18 protein-coding genes are annotated in these 16,590 nt (G+C 73.4%); 7 read left to right on the plus strand and 11 right to left on the minus strand.

Going from position 1 to position 16,590, the window contains the following annotated elements; all coding sequences use genetic code 11:
- Positions 1-110: 110 nt before the first annotated feature.
- A complete protein-coding gene (locus ACFV46_RS03955; RefSeq protein ID WP_151785329.1) occupies positions 111-959 on the minus strand; it encodes a menaquinone biosynthetic enzyme MqnA/MqnD family protein in 849 nt (282 codons plus the stop codon).
- Positions 960-1,269: 310 nt separating this feature from the next.
- On the opposite strand from ACFV46_RS03955, the gene ACFV46_RS03960 reads away from it, so the two are divergent.
- Positions 1,270-1,473: a cold-shock protein gene (locus tag ACFV46_RS03960; protein WP_003992177.1), complete on the plus strand. Its 204-nt coding sequence runs from the start codon at positions 1,270-1,272 to the stop codon at positions 1,471-1,473.
- A gap of 101 nt (positions 1,474-1,574) precedes the next feature.
- Here ACFV46_RS03960 and ACFV46_RS03965 read toward each other — a convergent pair whose 3' ends face one another.
- Positions 1,575-2,123: a helix-turn-helix domain-containing protein gene (locus ACFV46_RS03965; RefSeq protein ID WP_376728931.1), complete on the minus strand. Its 549-nt coding sequence runs from the start codon at positions 2,121-2,123 to the stop codon at positions 1,575-1,577.
- 80 nt (positions 2,124-2,203) lie between these two features.
- Here ACFV46_RS03965 and ACFV46_RS03970 point away from each other — a divergent pair, with 80 nt between their 5' ends.
- From ACFV46_RS03970 to ACFV46_RS03985, 4 genes are read left to right on the plus strand one after another with little or no spacing between them, the layout of a single operon-like run.
- On the plus strand, positions 2,204-2,887 hold the full coding sequence (locus ACFV46_RS03970) for an AzlC family ABC transporter permease (protein ID WP_385496923.1): 684 nt from the start codon (positions 2,204-2,206) through the stop codon (positions 2,885-2,887).
- The gene (locus ACFV46_RS03975; RefSeq protein ID WP_385496925.1) at positions 2,884-3,207 is read left to right on the plus strand and encodes an AzlD domain-containing protein; all 324 of its coding nucleotides are present in this window, start codon (positions 2,884-2,886) and stop codon (positions 3,205-3,207) included. Before ACFV46_RS03970 ends, ACFV46_RS03975 begins: the two co-directional genes overlap by 4 nt.
- A gap of 25 nt (positions 3,208-3,232) precedes the next feature.
- Entirely contained in the window at positions 3,233-3,472 is a 240-nt protein-coding gene (locus ACFV46_RS03980; protein WP_385496926.1) for a hypothetical protein, read from the plus strand.
- 39 nt (positions 3,473-3,511) lie between these two features.
- Positions 3,512-4,162, plus strand: a complete 651-nt coding sequence (locus ACFV46_RS03985) for a methyltransferase domain-containing protein (protein WP_361925502.1) — start codon at positions 3,512-3,514, stop codon at positions 4,160-4,162.
- 28 nt (positions 4,163-4,190) lie between these two features.
- Here ACFV46_RS03985 and ACFV46_RS03990 read toward each other — a convergent pair whose 3' ends face one another.
- The 3 genes from ACFV46_RS03990 to ACFV46_RS04000 all read right to left on the minus strand — a co-directional run bounded on the left by ACFV46_RS03990 (position 4,191) and on the right by ACFV46_RS04000 (position 8,837).
- The gene (locus ACFV46_RS03990; protein WP_385496927.1) at positions 4,191-5,327 is read right to left on the minus strand and encodes a sugar ABC transporter substrate-binding protein; all 1,137 of its coding nucleotides are present in this window, start codon (positions 5,325-5,327) and stop codon (positions 4,191-4,193) included.
- An 84-nt stretch (positions 5,328-5,411) separates the two neighbouring features.
- Complete coding sequence (locus ACFV46_RS03995; protein ID WP_385496928.1) at positions 5,412-7,340, minus strand: AMP-dependent synthetase/ligase; 1,929 nt, start codon at positions 7,338-7,340, stop codon at positions 5,412-5,414.
- Positions 7,341-7,550: 210 nt separating this feature from the next.
- Positions 7,551-8,837: an acetyl-CoA C-acetyltransferase gene (locus ACFV46_RS04000; protein ID WP_385496930.1), complete on the minus strand. Its 1,287-nt coding sequence runs from the start codon at positions 8,835-8,837 to the stop codon at positions 7,551-7,553.
- An 83-nt stretch (positions 8,838-8,920) separates the two neighbouring features.
- Here ACFV46_RS04000 and ACFV46_RS04005 point away from each other — a divergent pair, with 83 nt between their 5' ends.
- Positions 8,921-10,219, plus strand: coding sequence for a 3-oxoacyl-ACP reductase (locus tag ACFV46_RS04005; RefSeq protein WP_385496931.1), 1,299 nt, complete (start codon positions 8,921-8,923; stop codon positions 10,217-10,219).
- Positions 10,219-11,058: a MaoC family dehydratase gene (locus ACFV46_RS04010; RefSeq protein ID WP_385496932.1), complete on the plus strand. Its 840-nt coding sequence runs from the start codon at positions 10,219-10,221 to the stop codon at positions 11,056-11,058. Before ACFV46_RS04005 ends, ACFV46_RS04010 begins: the two co-directional genes overlap by 1 nt.
- On the opposite strand, the gene ACFV46_RS04015 is transcribed toward ACFV46_RS04010, so the two are convergent.
- The 6 genes from ACFV46_RS04015 to ACFV46_RS04040 form a co-directional block, all read right to left on the minus strand.
- Positions 11,040-11,702, minus strand: a complete 663-nt coding sequence (locus tag ACFV46_RS04015) for a TetR/AcrR family transcriptional regulator (protein ID WP_361925490.1) — start codon at positions 11,700-11,702, stop codon at positions 11,040-11,042. The two genes, ACFV46_RS04010 and ACFV46_RS04015, sit on opposite strands and share 19 nt — an antisense overlap.
- Positions 11,703-11,761: 59 nt before the next feature.
- Entirely contained in the window at positions 11,762-13,105 is a 1,344-nt protein-coding gene (locus ACFV46_RS04020; RefSeq protein ID WP_385496933.1) for an SPFH domain-containing protein, read from the minus strand.
- Entirely contained in the window at positions 13,102-14,727 is a 1,626-nt protein-coding gene (locus ACFV46_RS04025) for an SPFH domain-containing protein (protein ID WP_385496934.1), read from the minus strand. The genes ACFV46_RS04020 and ACFV46_RS04025 overlap by 4 nt, the downstream gene beginning before the upstream one ends.
- A 253-nt stretch (positions 14,728-14,980) precedes the next feature.
- A complete protein-coding gene (locus tag ACFV46_RS04030) occupies positions 14,981-15,271 on the minus strand; it encodes a DUF4229 domain-containing protein (protein ID WP_361925484.1) in 291 nt (96 codons plus the stop codon).
- Between the two features lie 89 nt (positions 15,272-15,360).
- Entirely contained in the window at positions 15,361-15,885 is a 525-nt protein-coding gene (locus ACFV46_RS04035; RefSeq protein ID WP_385496936.1) for a GNAT family N-acetyltransferase, read from the minus strand.
- A gap of 16 nt (positions 15,886-15,901) precedes the next feature.
- Positions 15,902-16,549: a UdgX family uracil-DNA binding protein gene (locus ACFV46_RS04040; protein ID WP_361925482.1), complete on the minus strand. Its 648-nt coding sequence runs from the start codon at positions 16,547-16,549 to the stop codon at positions 15,902-15,904.
- Between the last annotated feature and the right edge of the window lie 41 nt (positions 16,550-16,590).

Raw genomic sequence — 16,590 nt, forward strand, 5'->3', positions numbered from 1 at the left:
GTGAAGGTCGGAGCCTGGAAACGCCCTCCGCGGCCCTCCGGACGTGCGGAGGACCGCGGGCAAGCCCTCACCGTGACGCATCGCGGGTGCCGGCCTCGGCGGCCGGGCGTTCACGGATGGAGCAGATCGACCTTCACGTCCGCGGGAAATCCCGTGGTCGGTCCGACGCGGCGGGCGAACTCCGCGACCGCCTCCAGCTGCGGGCCGCCGAAACGGAAGTCGAGGGTCGTGAAGTACCGCTCCAGGACCTTCTCGTCGAAGGCCTCCCAGCGCGCGGCCTGTTCCGCGACCTTGCCGACCTCCTCGAGGGAGAGGTTGCGCGAGGCGAGGAAGGCCTCGTGGACCTTGCGGGTGATGTCCGGCTCCCGCTCCAGATAGTCGCGGCGCGCCGCCCACACGGCGAAGACGAAGGGCAGGCCGGTCCACTCCTTCCAGAGCGCGCCCAGGTCGTGCACCTGGAGCCCGTAGCGCGGGCCGTCGAGCAGGTTGGCCCGCAGCGCCGCGTCGCCGATGAGGACCGCCGCCTCCGCCTCCTGCATCATCACGCTGAGGTCGGGCGGGCAGGTGTAGTAGGCGGGACGCACGCCGTACCGCTCGGCGAGCAGCAGCTGGGCGAGCCGGACCGAGGTGCGTGAGGTCGAGCCGAGGGCGACGCGGGCGCCGTCCAGCTGGTCGAGGGGGACCTGCGAGACGATCACGCACGACATCACCGGTCCGTCGCACCCGACGGCGATGTCGGGGAAGGCGACCAGGTCGTCGGCGTTGCGCAGGAACTCGACGAGGGTGATCGGGCCGATGTCGAGATCGCCGCGCACCAGCTGCTCGCTGAGCTTCTCCGGGGTGTCCTTCGTCAGCTCGAAGTCGAGGAGCGTGCCGGTTCTCGCGAGCCCCCAGTACAGGGGCAGGCAGTTGAGGAACTGGATGTGGCCCACGCGGGGCCGGGTGCGAGAATTGTCCACATCGCGAGACTAGACCCCATGGAGTACCGTTCAGCCTTCAGGGTCGTGACCTACAGGTCATCGGCTTAGGTCAACCACTGACACGGATCTTCAAACGTCCGAGTGAAGTGATCTTGACCTCTATTGCTTTCGGCTGCCTGCGTGCTAGGCTCGCCGCAAGTTGCAGTTTGGTTTCCCTTGCAGTACAGAGCCTGCGGAGCATGTAACCGCGGGCTCTCGTCGTTTTCAGACGTATGCAGTTGTGCGGCACTTTGTTTTCACACTTGCAGGGTTCTGGAGCAGGGCAACCCTTTGGGCCCAAGGAGGGCTTATGGCTACCGGAACCGTGAAGTGGTTCAACGCCGAAAAGGGCTTTGGCTTCATCGCCCAGGAAGGCGGCGGCCCCGACGTCTTCGTTCACTACTCCGCGATCAACGCGAGCGGCTTCCGCTCGCTGGAGGAGAACCAGCAGGTCTCCTTCGACGTGACCCAGGGCCCGAAGGGCCCGCAGGCGGAGAACGTCACCCCCGTCTGATTCGGTCCTCGGAGCCTGGTGCTTTGATCCGGAACTGAGTGCAGTACCCAAGGAGCCCCGCGCCGCAAGGCGGCGGGGCTCCTGCCTTTCGCCGGGCGTCCCTACACGTGCTGCATGACGAGGACGAAGAACGTCCCCGGCTCCAGCGCCTCGTACGCGTGCGGCACGTCCCCCCGGTACGTCATGTAGTCCCCGGCCCCCAGCTCGGCCTCCTCGCCGCGCGGCCCCGCCTTCACCCGGCCCGCCCCGACGATCAGGTGCTCCACGGTGCCCGGGATGTGCGGCTCGGACTCACGGGCCGCGCCCGGCTCCGCGCGCAGGTGGTAGATGTCCCGCCGGGCGCCCGGCGGACTCGCGGAGAGCAGGGTGGCCACGTAGTCGGCGCGCTCGGACGCCACCGCGGGCCCCTCGCCCGCCCGGATCACCTGGACCGCGGGGGCCGGCGGCTCCACCAGCGTGCTGAACGGCACCCCGAGCGCCACGCCGAGCGCCCAGAGCGTCTCGACGCTCGGGTTCCCGCCGCCGCTCTCCAGCTGCGAGAGCGTGGACTTCGCGATGCCGGCCCGTTTGGCCAGCTCGGACAGGGACAGCCCGGCGCGGGCGCGCTCGCGGCGCAGGGAGGCGGCGATCCACGTCAGGGGCTCACCCATCGGCTCACTTCCAGTCGTTCGCTCTGCCGGTCCACCCGTTCGCCTTGACGAACGGCGGCCGCCTGTTCATTCTGGGAAACATGCGTTCGCTGCTCCGAACACCGATGATGGCACCCCTGGTGCGCGACAGCGCCCTCGTGTGGCTGGCGAGCGGGGTCGTCGGCGTGTCCTTCGGCGCGATCGCCGTGGCCGGGGGGCTGCCGCTCTGGGTGCCGGTGGCCATGTCGCTCGTCGTGTACGCCGGCTCGGCGCAGTTCAGCGCCGTCGGGCTGCTGCTGGCCGGGGGCGGGCCGCTCGCCGCGGTGGCCACCGGGCTGATCCTCAACACCCGTACCGCCGCCTTCAGCCTCGCCGTGGCGGACGTCCTCGGCCCGGGCCGGTTCGCCCGGCTGGCCGGGGCGCATCTGGTCACCGACGAGACGGTGGCGTTCACGCTGGCCCAGCCGGACCCGGCTCGCCGCCGGGCCGCGTTCTGGGTGAACGGCCTCGGCCTGTTCGCCGCCTGGAACACCGGTGTCCTGGCCGGGGCCCTCGCCGGCACCGCGCTGGGCGACACGGCGACGTACGGACTCGACGCCGCCTTCCCCGCGGTGCTCGTGGCGCTGGTGCTGCCCGCCCTGCGCACGGACCGCTCCGTCCGCCGGGCCGCGCTGCTCGGCGCCGCGCTCGCCCTGGCCGTCACCCCGGCCGTCCCGGCGGGCGTGCCCGTGCTGCTGGCGCTCGCGGGCCTGGTGGTCCACCGCCACAACGGCGGTGCGGCATGACCTCGACGACGGCGACGGTCGCCGTGATCCTGGTGCTCGCGGCCGGGACGTACGCCTTCCGGCTGGTGGGCCCGGCGCTGCACGGCCGGGTCGCGCTGCCCACGCGGGTGCGGGAGTCGCTGGCGGCCGGTGCGGTGGTGCTGCTCGTGGCCCTGCTGGCCACGGGGGCGCTGACGGAGGGCGGTGGGTTCGCCGGCTGGGCGCGCCCGGCGGGGGTGCTGGTGGGCGGTGTCCTGGCATGGCGGGGCGCCCCGTTCCCGGTCGTGGTGCTGGCGGCGGCGGGATCGGCCGCGCTGCTGCGGGCGGCGGGGGTGGCGTGAGCGGGCCGCGTGGGAGGATCGCCGGATGACAAGCGGTGAGAACGGCGGCGGCCCGGAGCGGGACACGGGCCTGGCGACCGGTGTGTCGCTCGGGATCTCCCTGGGGCTGGCGCTCGGCGTCGTGCTCGGGACGACGGTGTTCGGCAACCTGGCGCTCGGGCTCGGCCTGGGCATGGGAGTGGGCGTGGCGGCCGGCGCGGCCCTGGGCGGCGCACGCGGCGCCGGCCGGACCGGTGCGGACGGCAAGGGGCGGGAGCCCGAATAGAGCGCCCCGCGGGGCCGGTCGGCGCTAAGGTCGCGGCCCATGACCGACGCCGACTTCCTGACCGCCACCCGTACCTTCTACGACGCCATCGCCGAGGACTACGCCAAGCTGTTCGAGGACGAGATGGCGCGACGGCCCGTGGAGCGGGCCGTGCTCCGGGTGTTCGCCGAACTCGTGGACGGCGCCGGGCCGGTGGCCGACCTGGGCTGCGGGCCCGGCCGGACGACGGCCCGCCTCGCCGCGCTGGGCCTGGACGTCTTCGGTGTCGACCTGTCGGAGTCGATGCTCGCGATCGCCCGCCGGGAGAACCCCGGGCTGCGGTTCGAGCGGGGCTCGATGCTGGAGCTGGACCTGCCGGACGGGGCGCTGTCCGGTGCCGTGTCCTTCTACTCCTCCATCCACCTCCCGCAGGACCGGCTGCCGGCGCTCTTCGCCGAGTTCCACCGGGTGCTGGCGCCGGGGGCTCCCCTGCTGGTCGCCTTCCAGGCCGGGGACGAACACCGGCACCACGACCGGCCGTTCGGGCACCCGGTCGCGCTGACCTTCCTGCGCCGCCGCCCGGACGACATGGCCGCGCTGCTGACGCGGGCCGGGTTCGCCCCGCACTCCCGCACGGTCCGGGAGCCGGACCCCGCCCTCGACGAGACGGTCCCGCAGGCCTTCCTGCTCGCCCGCAGGGACACCGCCTGACAGCGGGGCCCGTGCCGTGCGGCTCCCGTCAGCCGAGGCCGATCGCGGCGCAGTCGGCCGCGTACCGCGGGGTGCAGATCTGGTCGACGGTGTAGACGCCGTCCCGGACGACCGTGTCGTCGATGTTCTTGCGGGTGACCGCGACCACTGTGAGCAGCGCCGCCGGGATGTCCTCGCGGGTGGGACTGTCGACCACGTCCTGGGCCAGGGCGTCGAAGGCGACGCCACGGCCCTGCACCTTGTAGACGGCCATGCGGGCGGCGGTGGTCGCCTCCAGCTCGAACGGCTTGTACACCGTCATGTACTGCTCCCCCGCGACGATCCGCTGGATGGCGTCCAGGTTCGCGTCCTGCCCGGTCACCGGCGGCACCTGGCGGGCACCGGCCTCCTTGAGCGCGTCGATGGCGGCGCCCGCCATGCCGTCGTTGGCCGAGTAGACCGCGGCGATGCCGTTCACGCCGACGGCCGCGATGGCCTTGCGCATGTTGGCCTTGGCCGCCTCGGGCGACCACTTGCGCGTGTCGTACTCCTTGACGATGTTCACGTCGCCCCGCAGCTCGGTGACCGCGCCCCGCTTGAAGCGGGCCGTGTTCGGGTCGGCGGGGTCGCCGTGCATCATGACGACCTTGCTGGTCAGGGCCTTGGAGCCGAGGCGCTGGACGAGGGAGCGGGCCTGCACCTCGCCGACGAGTTCGTTGTCGTGGGAGACATAGGCGTCCACGGGGCCCTCGGCCAGGCGGTCGTAGGCGATGACGGGGATGCCGGCGTCCTTGGCCCGGCGTACGTCGGGCCCGATGGCCTTGGAGTCGACGGCGTCCACGAGGATCACGTCCACCCGGTCCTCGATCAGCCGCTGGAACTGGCGGCTCTGCTTCTCGGTGCTGGACGCGGCGTTGGCGTAGACGACCTTGCCCTTGCCGTGGGTGAGGGAGGCGACCTCCTTCTTGATCAGCGGGTGGTCGAACCGTTCGAACCGCGCGGTGGCCGTGTCGGGCAGGAGCAGTCCGACGGTGACGTCGTCGCCCTTGTCGGGCTCCTCGGAGCCGTCGGCGCCCGCGATGCCGTCGACGACACCGCAGGCGGCGAGGGACAGCGCCGCGGCGGTCGCGACGGCGGCCGTACGGGCCCGGCGCAGGGCGGGGTGGTGGGGGGTGCGAGCGTTCACTGCTGCCTTCCGAGCGGGGGGAGTGTGGGGGGTCCGGATGGCCGTGGCCACCGCGGGAGGGGTGGGGCGAGCGGTGGTGCGGGGTCAGCCCGCGTACAGGGCCTCCACGTCGGCCGCGAAGTCGCGCATGACCGCGTCCCGGCGGAGCTTCATCGACGGGGTGAGGTGCCCGTGCGTCTCGGTGAAGTCCACCGGCAGCACGGCGAAGCGGCGGATCGACTCGGGCCGGGACACCAGCTTGTTCGCCTCGTCCACGGCGCGCTGCAGGATGTGCCGCAGCTCCGGGTCGTCCAGGAGGAGTTCGGCGGGGACCGGGTGCCGGCCGTTCATCCGGCGCCAGTGGCTGACACCGTCCATGTCGAGGGTGATCAGCGCGGCGACGTAGGGGCGGCGGTCGCCGACGACCAGGCACTGCGAGATCAGGGGGTGCGCGCGCAGCCAGTTCTCCAGCGGGGCCGGGGCGACGCTCTTGCCGCCCGCGGTGATGAGCAGTTCCTTCTTGCGGCCGGTGATCGTCAGATAGCCCTCGTCGTCCAGGGCGCCGATGTCCCCGGTGGCCAGCCAGCCGTCGGCGGCCGCGGGGACCACGCCGCCCGCCGCCGGGTCCCAGTAGCCGCGCAGCACGTGGTCGCCGGAGAGCAGGACCTCGCCGTCCGCCGCGATCCGGACCCGGGTGCCGGGCAGCGGCCAGCCGACCGTGCCGAGGCGTGGCTTGAGGGGCGGTGTCACGGTGGCCGCGCCGGTCGTCTCGGTGAGCCCGTAGCCCTCGTAGACCTCGATGCCCGCGCCCGCGTAGAACGCCGCGAGCCGGCGGCCCAGCGGGGAGCCGCCGCAGATCGCGTACTTCACCCGGCCGCCCATCGCGTTGCGCAGCCGCCGGTAGACGAGCGGGTCGTACAGGGCGCGGGCCGCCTTGAGCGCGGTCCCCGGGCCCGGGCCGGTGCCGGACTGGCGGGCCTCCAGCGCCTCGCCGTAGCGCTCGGCGACCCCCGCGGCCCGGTCGAAGGTGGACGCCCGGCCGCCCGACTCGGCCTTGGCGCGGGCGGAGTTGTAGATCTTCTCCAACATGTACGGGATGGTCAGCAGACAGGTCGGCCGGAACGCGGCGAGGTCCAGCAGCAGGTCCTCGGCCTTCAGGCTCGGCGCGTGGCCCAGCCGCACCCGGGCGCGCACACAGGCCACCTCCACCATCCGCCCGAACACGTGGGACAGGGGCAGGAACAGCAGCACCGACGCCTCTTCGCTGGTCCGCGCCTTGAAGATCGGGTAGAGGAGTTCGACGGCGTTGTCGACCTCGGCGAAGAAGTTGCCGTGGGTCAGCGCGCATCCCTTGGGCCGGCCGGTGGTGCCCGAGGTGTAGATGAGGGTGGCCAGGGTGTCGGGCACCAGCATGCCGCGCCGGACGGCCACCTCCCCGTCGGGCTGCTCCTGACCGGCCTCCGCCAGCCGGTCCATGTGCCCCTTGTCCATCACCCACAGGCTGCGCAGGTCGGGGACGCGGTCCAGTTCGGGGCCGAGGGCGTTCGCCTGGGCGACGGTCTCGGTGATCAGGGCGACGGCACCGGAGTCCTGGAGGATCCAGCGGGTCTGGAAGGCGGAGGAGGTGGGGTAGATGGGGACCACCACCAGTCCGGCGGCCCAGGCGGCGAAGTCGAGGAGGGTCCACTCGTAGCGGGTGCGGGCCATGACGGCGATGCGGTCGCCGGGCATCAGGCCCTCGCCGATCAGCCCCTTCGCGACGGCCTGCACCTGCCCGGCGAACTCCGCGGCCGTCACGTCCGTCCAGTGCCCGTCGGCGTCCCGGCGGCTGAGGACCACCGCGTCCGGCACCGCCTCGGCGTTGTCGAAGGGCAGGTCGGCCAGCGAACCATGGGTGACGGGCGGGGCGAACGGCGGCACGTACGCCTCCCGGACGGCGCCGTTCAGCCGCCGGGTCTCCGGGCGCACCAGGGCCGGGCCCGGCGCGTCGTCGAAGGCGGCCGAAGGGGCGAAGGAGGGAAGCGGGGTGGACACGGGGCGGCTCCTGCGGGCGTGCAGCGGGAAAACGCTTGCGGCATGAGGTACGTGCCTCGCGCACCGTGGTGTTCACCTGCCGAGGCCTGCGGAAGCGGGTTACCGCTGGTTAGGCACGCGATCGTACGGCGCGGTCGTGGGGACGTTGTGCGGGTTCGGCGGCGGTCCGGGGACGGGTATGTGCAACCTCGCGGGTTATGTGAGGGGTCCTCAGCTTCGCTCCAGGACCGCCGTCACGCCCTGCCCGCCCGCGGCGCACACCGAGATCAGCCCCCGGCCCGGGCCGCCGCGCTCGGCCAGCAGCGCGGCCAGCGTCGCCACGATCCGCGCGCCGGTGGCCGCGAAGGGGTGACCGGTGGCCAGAGAGGAGCCGGCGACGTTCAGCCGGGCGCGGTCCACGGGGTCGAGGCCCCGCTTCTCCCACGCCGCGAGCGTGGCCAGCACCTGGGAGGCGAACGCCTCGTGCACCTCGACGAGGTCGAAGTCGCCGAGGCCGAGCCCGGCCCGCTCCAGCATGCGCGGGACGGCGTACGCCGGTGCCATGAGCAGCCCGTCCTCGCCGTCCGCCACGTCGCCGTGCGGGAAGTCCACGGCGGCCGTCTCGTAGGCGGTGAGGTACGCCAGCGGCTCCAGGCCCCGGGCGGCGGCCCACTCCTCGCTCGCGAGCAGCACGACGGCGGCCCCGTCGGTCAGCGGCGTCGAGTTGCCCGCCGTCATCGTGGGGCCGGGCGCGTCCAGGCCGAACACCGGCTTCAGCGCGGCGAGTTTCTCCGGGGTGGAGCCGGGGCGCAGGTTCTGGTCGCGGTCGAGCCCCCGGAAGGGCACCACGAGGTCCTGGAAGAAGCCCCGCTCGTAGGCGGCTGCCAGCCGCTGGTGGCTCGTCGCCGCCAGCTCGTCCTGGGCCTCGCGGGTGATGCCCCAGGCGCGGGCGGTGACGGCGGCGTGCTCGCCCATGGACAGGCCGGTGCGGGGCTCGGCGTTGCGCGGGATGTCGGGGACGAGATGGGAGGGCCGCACCTTGGCCAGGGCCTTGACCCGGCCGCCGAGGGACCGGGCCCGGCGGGCCTCCAGGAGGAGGCGGCGCAGCCGGTCGTTGACCCCGAGGGGCGCGTCGCTCGCCGTGTCGGCGCCGCCCGCGACGGCCGCCTCGGTCTGCCCGAGCGCGATCTTGTTGGCGGCGGCGACGACGGCCTGCAGTCCCGTGCCGCACGCCTGCTGGATGTCGTACGCGGGGGTGCGCGGGTCGAGCCGTGAGCCGAGGACGGTCTCACGGGCGAGGTTGAAGTCGCGGCTGTGCTTGAGGACGGCTCCGGCGACGAACTCGCCGACGGCTCCCGGCGCTTCGAGGCCGTACCGCTCGACCAGGCCGTCGAGCGCGGCGGTGAGCATGTCCTGGTTGGAGGCGGTGGCGTAGGGGCCGTCGGAGCGGGCGAACGGGATGCGCGTGCCTCCGATGATCGCGACGCGCCGGACCGCCGGGGCCAGCAGGGCGCTCATGTGCCTCACTCCTCACGTCCACGGTGACTTACCTCCGGTAACCTTACTCCCGAGTCAGTTCCGGAGCGCACTGGGAGTCCCGCATGGCCGACCGCTATCTGAGCTTCACGGGGACCGCCCCCGGCCGGTTCCTCACCCGCCGCCTGGGGCTCCCCCAACCCGCCCCGCTGCGCCGCTGGTCGCCCGACCGGCCCGAACTCGACGGGGAGCGGCTGCTGCTGACGGCCGGCAAGTCCGTCCTCGACCTCGCGGCGGCGGACCTCGGGCTCACCACGGCCCCCGCCGAGCACCCGGCCGCCGTCGTGCTCGACGCGACCGGGGTCCGGGACGTCGAGACGCTGGCCGAGGTGCACGCGGCCCTGCACCCCGTGGTGCGGTCGGTGGCGGCGAGCGGGCGGATCGTCGTCCTGGGCGCGCCCCTCGACCCCGCCGACCACCACCAGGCCGCCGCCCAGCAGGCCCTGGAGGGCTTCACCCGCTCCCTCGGCAAGGAGATCGGCCGGGGCAGGACGGTCAACCTGGTGCGGCTCACCGACGCCCGCGCCGCCGCGTCCACCCTCGGCTTCCTCCTCTCCCCCAGGTCCGCGTACGTCAGCGGCCAGGTCGTCGAGGTCGGCCCGCAGGAGGTCACCCCGCCCGACGATCCCGGCAGCCCTCTCGCCGGGCGCACCGCCTTGGTCACCGGCGCCGCCCGCGGCATCGGCGAGGCGGTCGCCGAGACCCTGGCCAGGGACGGCGCCCGGGTCGTCGTCCTCGACGTCCCGCAGGCCGAGCAGGACGCCCGGCGGGTGGCCGACCGGCTCGGCGGCACCGCCCTCGCCCTGGACATCACCGCGCCCGACGCCGGGCAGCGGATCGCGGCGGCGCTGCCGGACGGGCTGGACGTCCTCGTCCACAACGCCGGCATCACCCGCGACCGGCGCCTGGTCAACATGCCCGCCGAGCGCTGGAACGCGGTGCTGGACGTCAACCTCGCGAGCGTGCTGCGCACCACGGACGCGCTGCTCGCGGCCGGCGCCCTGCGGACCGGCGGGCGGATCGTGGCGACCGCGTCGATCGCCGGGCTGGCGGGGAACGCCGGGCAGACCAACTACGGCGCGAGCAAGGCCGGTGTCGCCGGGATGGTGCGCGCCCTCGCGCCGCGCGCGCTCGACGGGCACGGGGTGACGGTGAACGCGGTCGCGCCGGGCTTCATCGAGACGAAGATGACCGCGGCGGTCCCGCTGTTCATCCGGGAGGCGGGCCGGCGCATGAACTCCCTCGCGCAGGGCGGCCTGCCGTCCGACGTCGCCGAGACGACCGCCTGGCTCGCGCACCCGGCGTCGGGCGCCGTCAACGGCCAGGTCGTGCGGGTGTGCGGCCAGAGCCTGCTGGGGGCCTGATGACGACCGTCCTGACCGGTGCGCCCCGGCTGCCCGCCCTGCTCGCCCGGGGCGCGGTGCTCTCCCCGTTCAAACGGCCGCGCCCCGGCGCGGAGTTCCCCCCGACCCGGCTCGTGCTGCCCGGCGTCCGCGTCGATCCGGCACGCCTCGCGGCGTACGAGCGGGTGTGCGGCTTCCCGGCGGACGGCGGCACGCTGCCCGTCACCTACCCGCATCTGCTCGGCTTCCCGCTGGCCATGCGGCTGATGAGCGCGCGGGAGTTCCCGCTGCCCCTGCTCGGGCTCGTCCACACGTCCATCGAGATCACCCGGCACACCGCGCTGCCCGCGTCCGGCACCTACGAGGTCGGGGTGCGGGTCGACCGGCTGGTGCCGCACCGCCGGGGCACCGAGGCGGTCGTGGTCACCGAGGTCCGGTCCGGAGACCGCCTCGTGTGGGAGTCGGCCGGCCACTACCTCGCCCGCCACCGCACGGACGGCCAGGCACCCCCGGCGCCGGCCGGGGAACCGGAGCCGCTGCCCGGGGTCGCCGAGTGGACGGTCCCCGCGGACATCGGACGGCGGTACGGCGCGGCCTCCGGGGACCGCAACCCCATCCATCTGCACCCGCTCACCGCCCGCCTGTTCGGCTTCCCGCGGGCCATCGCGCACGGCATGTGGACGGTGGCCCGCTGTCTGGCCGAGCACGGCACACCGGACGCGGTCCGGGTGCGGGCCGGCTTCCGGGCACCGGTGCTGCTGCCGGCGACCGTGACCTACGGCGCCCGGGACGGGCGGTTCGAACTGCGCGGCGCCGGCCGCCTCCACCTGACCGGGGAGGTCTACCCGCTGGCCTCCTGAGCGGCGTCGGGCGGCGTCCAGCGCCGGCCCTCCCTGAGGTCGCCCAGGCCGGCCCACGCGAAGTTCATCAGCGTGGCCGCCGCCTCGCGCGCGCTCACACCGGGGGTGGTGTTGGCCCAGTCGGCCAGGGACTCGGCGGCCCCCACCAGGGCCTCGGCGACCCCGGCGACCTCCCTCTCGGGAAGGTCGGGGTCGCGGTGCGCCTCACGGGCCGCGACCAGGATCAGCTGCGTGACGAACGCGACGATGTCCGCGCGCATCGCGGCGACCTCGGAGGCGAACGGCTCGCCGTGGGTGCGGGCCTGCAGGTGCAGCACGGACCAGGCGTCCGGGTAGTGCGAGGTGTGGGTGAAGAACGCCCGCAGTCCGTCCCAGAGCTGCCGGTCGGCGGGCAGCTCGGGCCGGACGCCGGACCGGATGGCCGCGACGAGCGCGGCGGACTCCCGCCGGATGCAGGCGGTGAAGAGGTCTTCCTTGGAGTTCAGGTAGAGGTACACCAACGGCTTCGAGACACCCGCGAGTTCGGCGACCTCGTCCATCGACGCGGCCATGTACCCGCGCCGGCCGAAGGTCCGCACGGCGGCGTCCAGCATCTGCTGCTCACGGACGGCCCGCGGCATCCGTTTGGTCTTCACGGCACCCATGGCGCTCAGCGTACGGGCCGGGCGGGAGATCCCGCCCGGCCCGTCGCCAACCCGCCGTCCTACTCGTCGTCGTCGCCCCGCTCCTCGGCGAGCCGTGCCACCCGGTCCGCCCAGGGCCGGGCGTCCGCGGCGGGCAGCGCCGTCAGCCGCGGCAGCAGCTGCGCGGTGAGCAGCGTGGACAGGGCCGAGGTGTCGGCGCTGGAACCGTCGGTGCGCACGACCACCGGCTGCGGGGCCCGCCCGGCGAGCTTCGCGCCCACCTCCAGGCGGCGCCGCGCCAGTTCGTACTGGAGCACGGCCCGGTTGTCGCGGTACGCCTTGGCGAGGGCGCGCTGGGCGCGGGCCTCGTTCTCGGCGGCGATCAGGCCGCTGCGGCCCCGCGTCTCGATCTCGAACCGCACCCGCTGGGCGTTGGTCTCCTGCTCCTCCAGCAGCTGGGCGACCTCCTCGCGGGCCCGGTTCAGCGCGGCCTTGACCTCGACGATCCGGGCGTCACGCACCTTCTTGGCACGCTCGATGTCCATGCCGAGCTGGTCGATGCGGCGCTTGCGGACCAGGCCCCACTCCTGCTCGTAGGCCGTGCGCTCCTTGGCGACCCGCTCCCGGGTGGCCAGGTGCTGCTGGTACTGCGTCGGCAGCTGCACGTCCGGGATGTTGCAGCCGGTGATGCGCACGCCGTAGCCGGACAGCTGCCGGTTGAGCAGCTCCTGCATGTCGGCCACGTCCGAACCGCGCAGGTCGTACGCCCGCTCGGTGCGCATCTTGCGGGCCCGCTGGCGGATGGCGTCCTGCACGGCGCTGGAGAGCACCAGGTCGAAGTTGCCCGCGCCGATCGTGCGGACGAACAGCACGGCGTCGGTGATGCGGAACTTCAGGAAGAACTCGATCGAGCGCAGCGGCACGTTCTCCTGCGTCGGGCAGGCCATCACCGGGGCCGAGTACGGGATCTCGGTGGCGGTGTCCACGACGAAGTCGACCCGGGACCACGGGTGCCACAGGTAGTGCCGGCCGGCGTCGAGGGTGCGGACGACCGCGCCGTAGCGGGTCAGGACGCCGTTGGTGCCCTGCTCGATCTCGACGATGGAGGAACGCCACCACCACAGGGCACCGATCAGCACCAGCACGGCGCCGCCCGCGTAGGACAGGGCGGCCAGGGTGCCGTAGGCGAGGTCCCCGGCGGACGACTCGGCGTCGGCCGCGTGCAGGGACAGCGTCACGCCCATCAGCAGGGCGTAGACGCCGAGCCACAGCGGCAGCATCCACCACACCCGGCGCCGGTGCCGGGGGATGATGACGGGGATCAGGGTGTCGGCCTCGCCGCCGCGCAGCAGCCTGGCGATGTCGGTCCAGGGGGCGACGGCCTCGGAGATGACCGACCGGCGGTGGGTTCGGGCGGTGCTCACTGGGCGGCCTCCTCGGAGAGCTCGATGTCGTCGGTCGCCGCGCCCGGTCCGGGCACGGTGGGCCGGTCGGCGGCCAGCAGCGCGCCGATCTCCTCCTCGCGGGCGGCGATCCGCTCGGACACCTCGCCGAGCCGGGCGCGGACGGCGGCCATGTCGGCGTCGCTGAACAGCTCCGTGCCGCGTTCGCCGACCAGTTCGCGGGCCAGCTCCAGGAAGTCGATGCCGGCGCCGTCGGAGGTGCCGCCGATGCGGACCAGGCGGGGCAGGTGGTCGGCGACCTCCTCCAGGGTGTCCAGCACCTGCTGCTGGTAGCGGTACTCCAGGATCTCCGGCGCCTCCGCGGCGGTCACCGCCCGGATGTCGAGGGCCTGCGCCTCCAGGAGCGCCGCGTTGGCCTTCGCCTCCGACTCGGCCTGGACGTAGCGCTGGCGGGCAAGGGCCTCGGCGCGGTTGGTCTCGCGCTCCACGGCCGTGTCCATCTGCGCCTGGTACTGGGCGATGTCGGCCTGGATCGCGGACAGCGTCTCCTGGCTGGAGGCGAGCTCACGGCTCAGGTCGCCCTCGTCCTGCTCCTTGCGCAGCTGGAGCGCGTACTCGTGCGTGTACGCCTCCTTGGCCATGCGGACCATCTCGGGTGCCGCGAGGTCCATGCGGTAGCGCTGGTCGGACGGCTCGGCGTGGGTGATGTTGGCGTTGGTCAGCTCGACGGCCGGACGGAACTGCTGGTTCAGCTGCTCCAGGAGCCGGCCGGTGTCCTCTCCGACCATGTCGTAGATGCCGGCGGCCTCCTGCTCGTAGATGAGGCTGCGGATCGTCTCGCTGACGGCGTTGCTCAGCTTCTCCTCGAAGCCGCGCACCGCGCCGAGCGTGTACACGAACTCGGTGGGGTCGCTGATCCGGAACTGGATGAACAGGTCGATCGACGCCTTCACCCCGCCCCGGGTCGGGGCCTCGCGCACCGGCGCGTTGAACGGGTACTCACGGGTGGTGTTGACGATGTACGACACCCGCTTCCAGGGGCTCAGCAGCACGACCCGGCCCGGTCCGACGACCTTCTCCAGCTTGCCGAACCGGGTGATCAGCGCCTGGGAGCCGTCGGGCACCATGACCATGCCCTGCCGCCACCACACGAAGGCGACCGCGGCGAGCGAGACGACCCAGTAGTGCACGCCGAACAGGGGGTTGGTCAGCACGTCGGCCCCGGCCGCGCCCACGATCGAGGCGCCCACGGCACCCAGGACGAGCAGGCTCAGCACCGGCAGCATGGAGAGGAACGAGCGGCCCTTCGGCAGCACCATCGGGCAGATGGCGTGCACCACCTCGCCGCCCTTGCGCTCCTGTTCGCTGCGTCCGAGGGCCTCACCGGCCTCGTCCAGCGGCACCGTCTTCTGCCGCATGACGGTCGCGGTCGAGCCGCCCTGCTCCCGGGCGGCCGGGAAGTCGTCCGGGTCGATGTTCCAGCCCTGGGCCTCGTACTCGCCGCCGCCGTCACCGTCCTGCCGGGCTCCCCGACCGCCCGCCTGGCGGCGCAGTTCCTCCTGCGCGGCCCTGCGTGGATCGGTGCCCGAGGCGACCGCCTCGGCCACGCGTCGTGCGCCCGCTTTCGCGCGCCCTCGTGCCACAGTTCCCCCTCTGCGTTGCGTGTACCGGGCATGTGTCGCCGCCCGGCGTGATCCTGGTGTGATCCCCGGTGTGATTCAGGCCATCCCACACCATGGGTCCGGACCAGCGTAAGGGGGGCGGACCGGGGTCTTACCGGACGGTAGGGCGGGGGCGGTCCACGGCAGTGTTGCAGCACGGACGCCGGCGCGTGTTCCTTCCCGTCCTTCGGTGAGGGCGGCGGGTAGGCACGCGCAGGCGGCGCGGCGCGCGGGCTCAGCCCTGCGCGCGGGCGGCGTCGTCGACGTCGTCCTCCTGGCTGCGGTTCGCCTCCAGGTTGGACTTCATCCGGTCGACGCGCTGCACGATGCCGGCGGAGGCGCGGTCACGTTCCTTGCGCAGGACGACGAAGCTGATCGGGGCCGAGAGCAGCAGGGCGAGCAGGATCATCCAGATGCCGTTGGAGGCGCCGAAGCCGCGCGGGACGATGCCGCTGTAGACGAGGCCCCAGACGACCACGAAGCAGCCCACGAAGACCCCGAGGCGCATCAGCGTGTAGCGGAGCATCTCAATCCACTCTTCCGTCAACGGTACGAACATTCCCAAAGGGCATCGTCCAGTGAAGCACGTCCGGGTCCCGATCTTGCAGGGGGCCCTCAGCCGAGCGGCAGCAGCATGATGATGTCGTCGCGGTCGTCGCCGGGCGCCACACGGATCGCGCCGGGGACGCGGCCGACCTCCTTGTAGCCGCAGGAGCCGTAGAACCGCTCCAGGCCGAGGCCGCCCCGGCAGGTGAGCCGGATCGCCTCGATGCCGTCGATGCCGCGGGCGGCGCCCTCGGCGGCGGCGAGCAGGTCGCGGCCGTAGCCCTTGCCCTGGTGGCGGGGGTGCACCATCACCGTGTAGAGCCACAGCCAGTGCGTCATCAGCCGGTGCGTGTTGTGGGTGAGGAAGGCGGCCGCGGCGATCCGTCCGTCCTGGTCGTGCCCGACGAGCAGCCGGGTACGGCCCTCCGCCATCGCGACCAGGTGCTTGACCAGCTCCGGCCGCACCGCCTCGGTCGTCACCGGCGGCACGAACCCGACGGAGCCGCCCGCGTTGGAGACGTCGGTCCACAGGTCGAGGATGCCGTCGCGCAGTGCGGGGGTGACGGCGGGATCCAAGGTGAAAGTAAGGGACACTCAAGCATCGTAACCCTTACGCCAGTATGCGCGCCGCCACTCTCAGATCGGACAGGAGCCCGTCGTAGGCCGACTCCCGGTCGTCCGCGCGCAGCACGGACGACGGGTGGACGGTGGGCACCAGCCGCTCCCTGCGCCCGTGGATCTCCTCCTCCAGCACGGTCCCGCGCACCTGCGTGACCCGGAACGAGGAGCCGAGCAGCGCCTTCCCGGCGGTGGCGCCGAGGACCACGATCAGCTCCGGCTCCACGACGGCCAGCTCGGCGGCGAGCCACGGCCCGCACGCCGTCATCTCCCGCAGCGTCGGCGCCTTGTGGATACGGCGCTTGCGCGGTTCGGCCCGCGTGAACTTGAAGTGCTTCACGGCGTTGGTGACGTATGCCTGGCCCGGGTCGATCCCGGCCTCGGCGAGCGCCCGGTCGAGAAGCTTCCCGGCGGGCCCGACGAAGGGCCTTCCCTGCCGGTCCTCCTGATCGCCGGGCTGTTCACCGACGAGCATCACGCGCGCGTGGGCGTCACCGGCACCGAACACCGTCTGCGTGGCGTCCCGGTGCAGGGGGCAGCCCCGGCAGTCCGCGGCGGCCCGCCGAAGGGCGGGCAGCCCACCCCGCTCAGGAACGAAGGGCTCCGCGGTGAAGCCGTCCTCAGGTGCCTTCCCAGCCATGCGGCCACGAGTACCCTCTAGGGGGTGTCTGACAATCCCCG

The sequence above is a fragment of the Streptomyces sp. NPDC059852 genome (assembly GCF_042731455.1).
Lineage (GTDB): Bacteria > Actinomycetota > Actinomycetes > Streptomycetales > Streptomycetaceae > Streptomyces.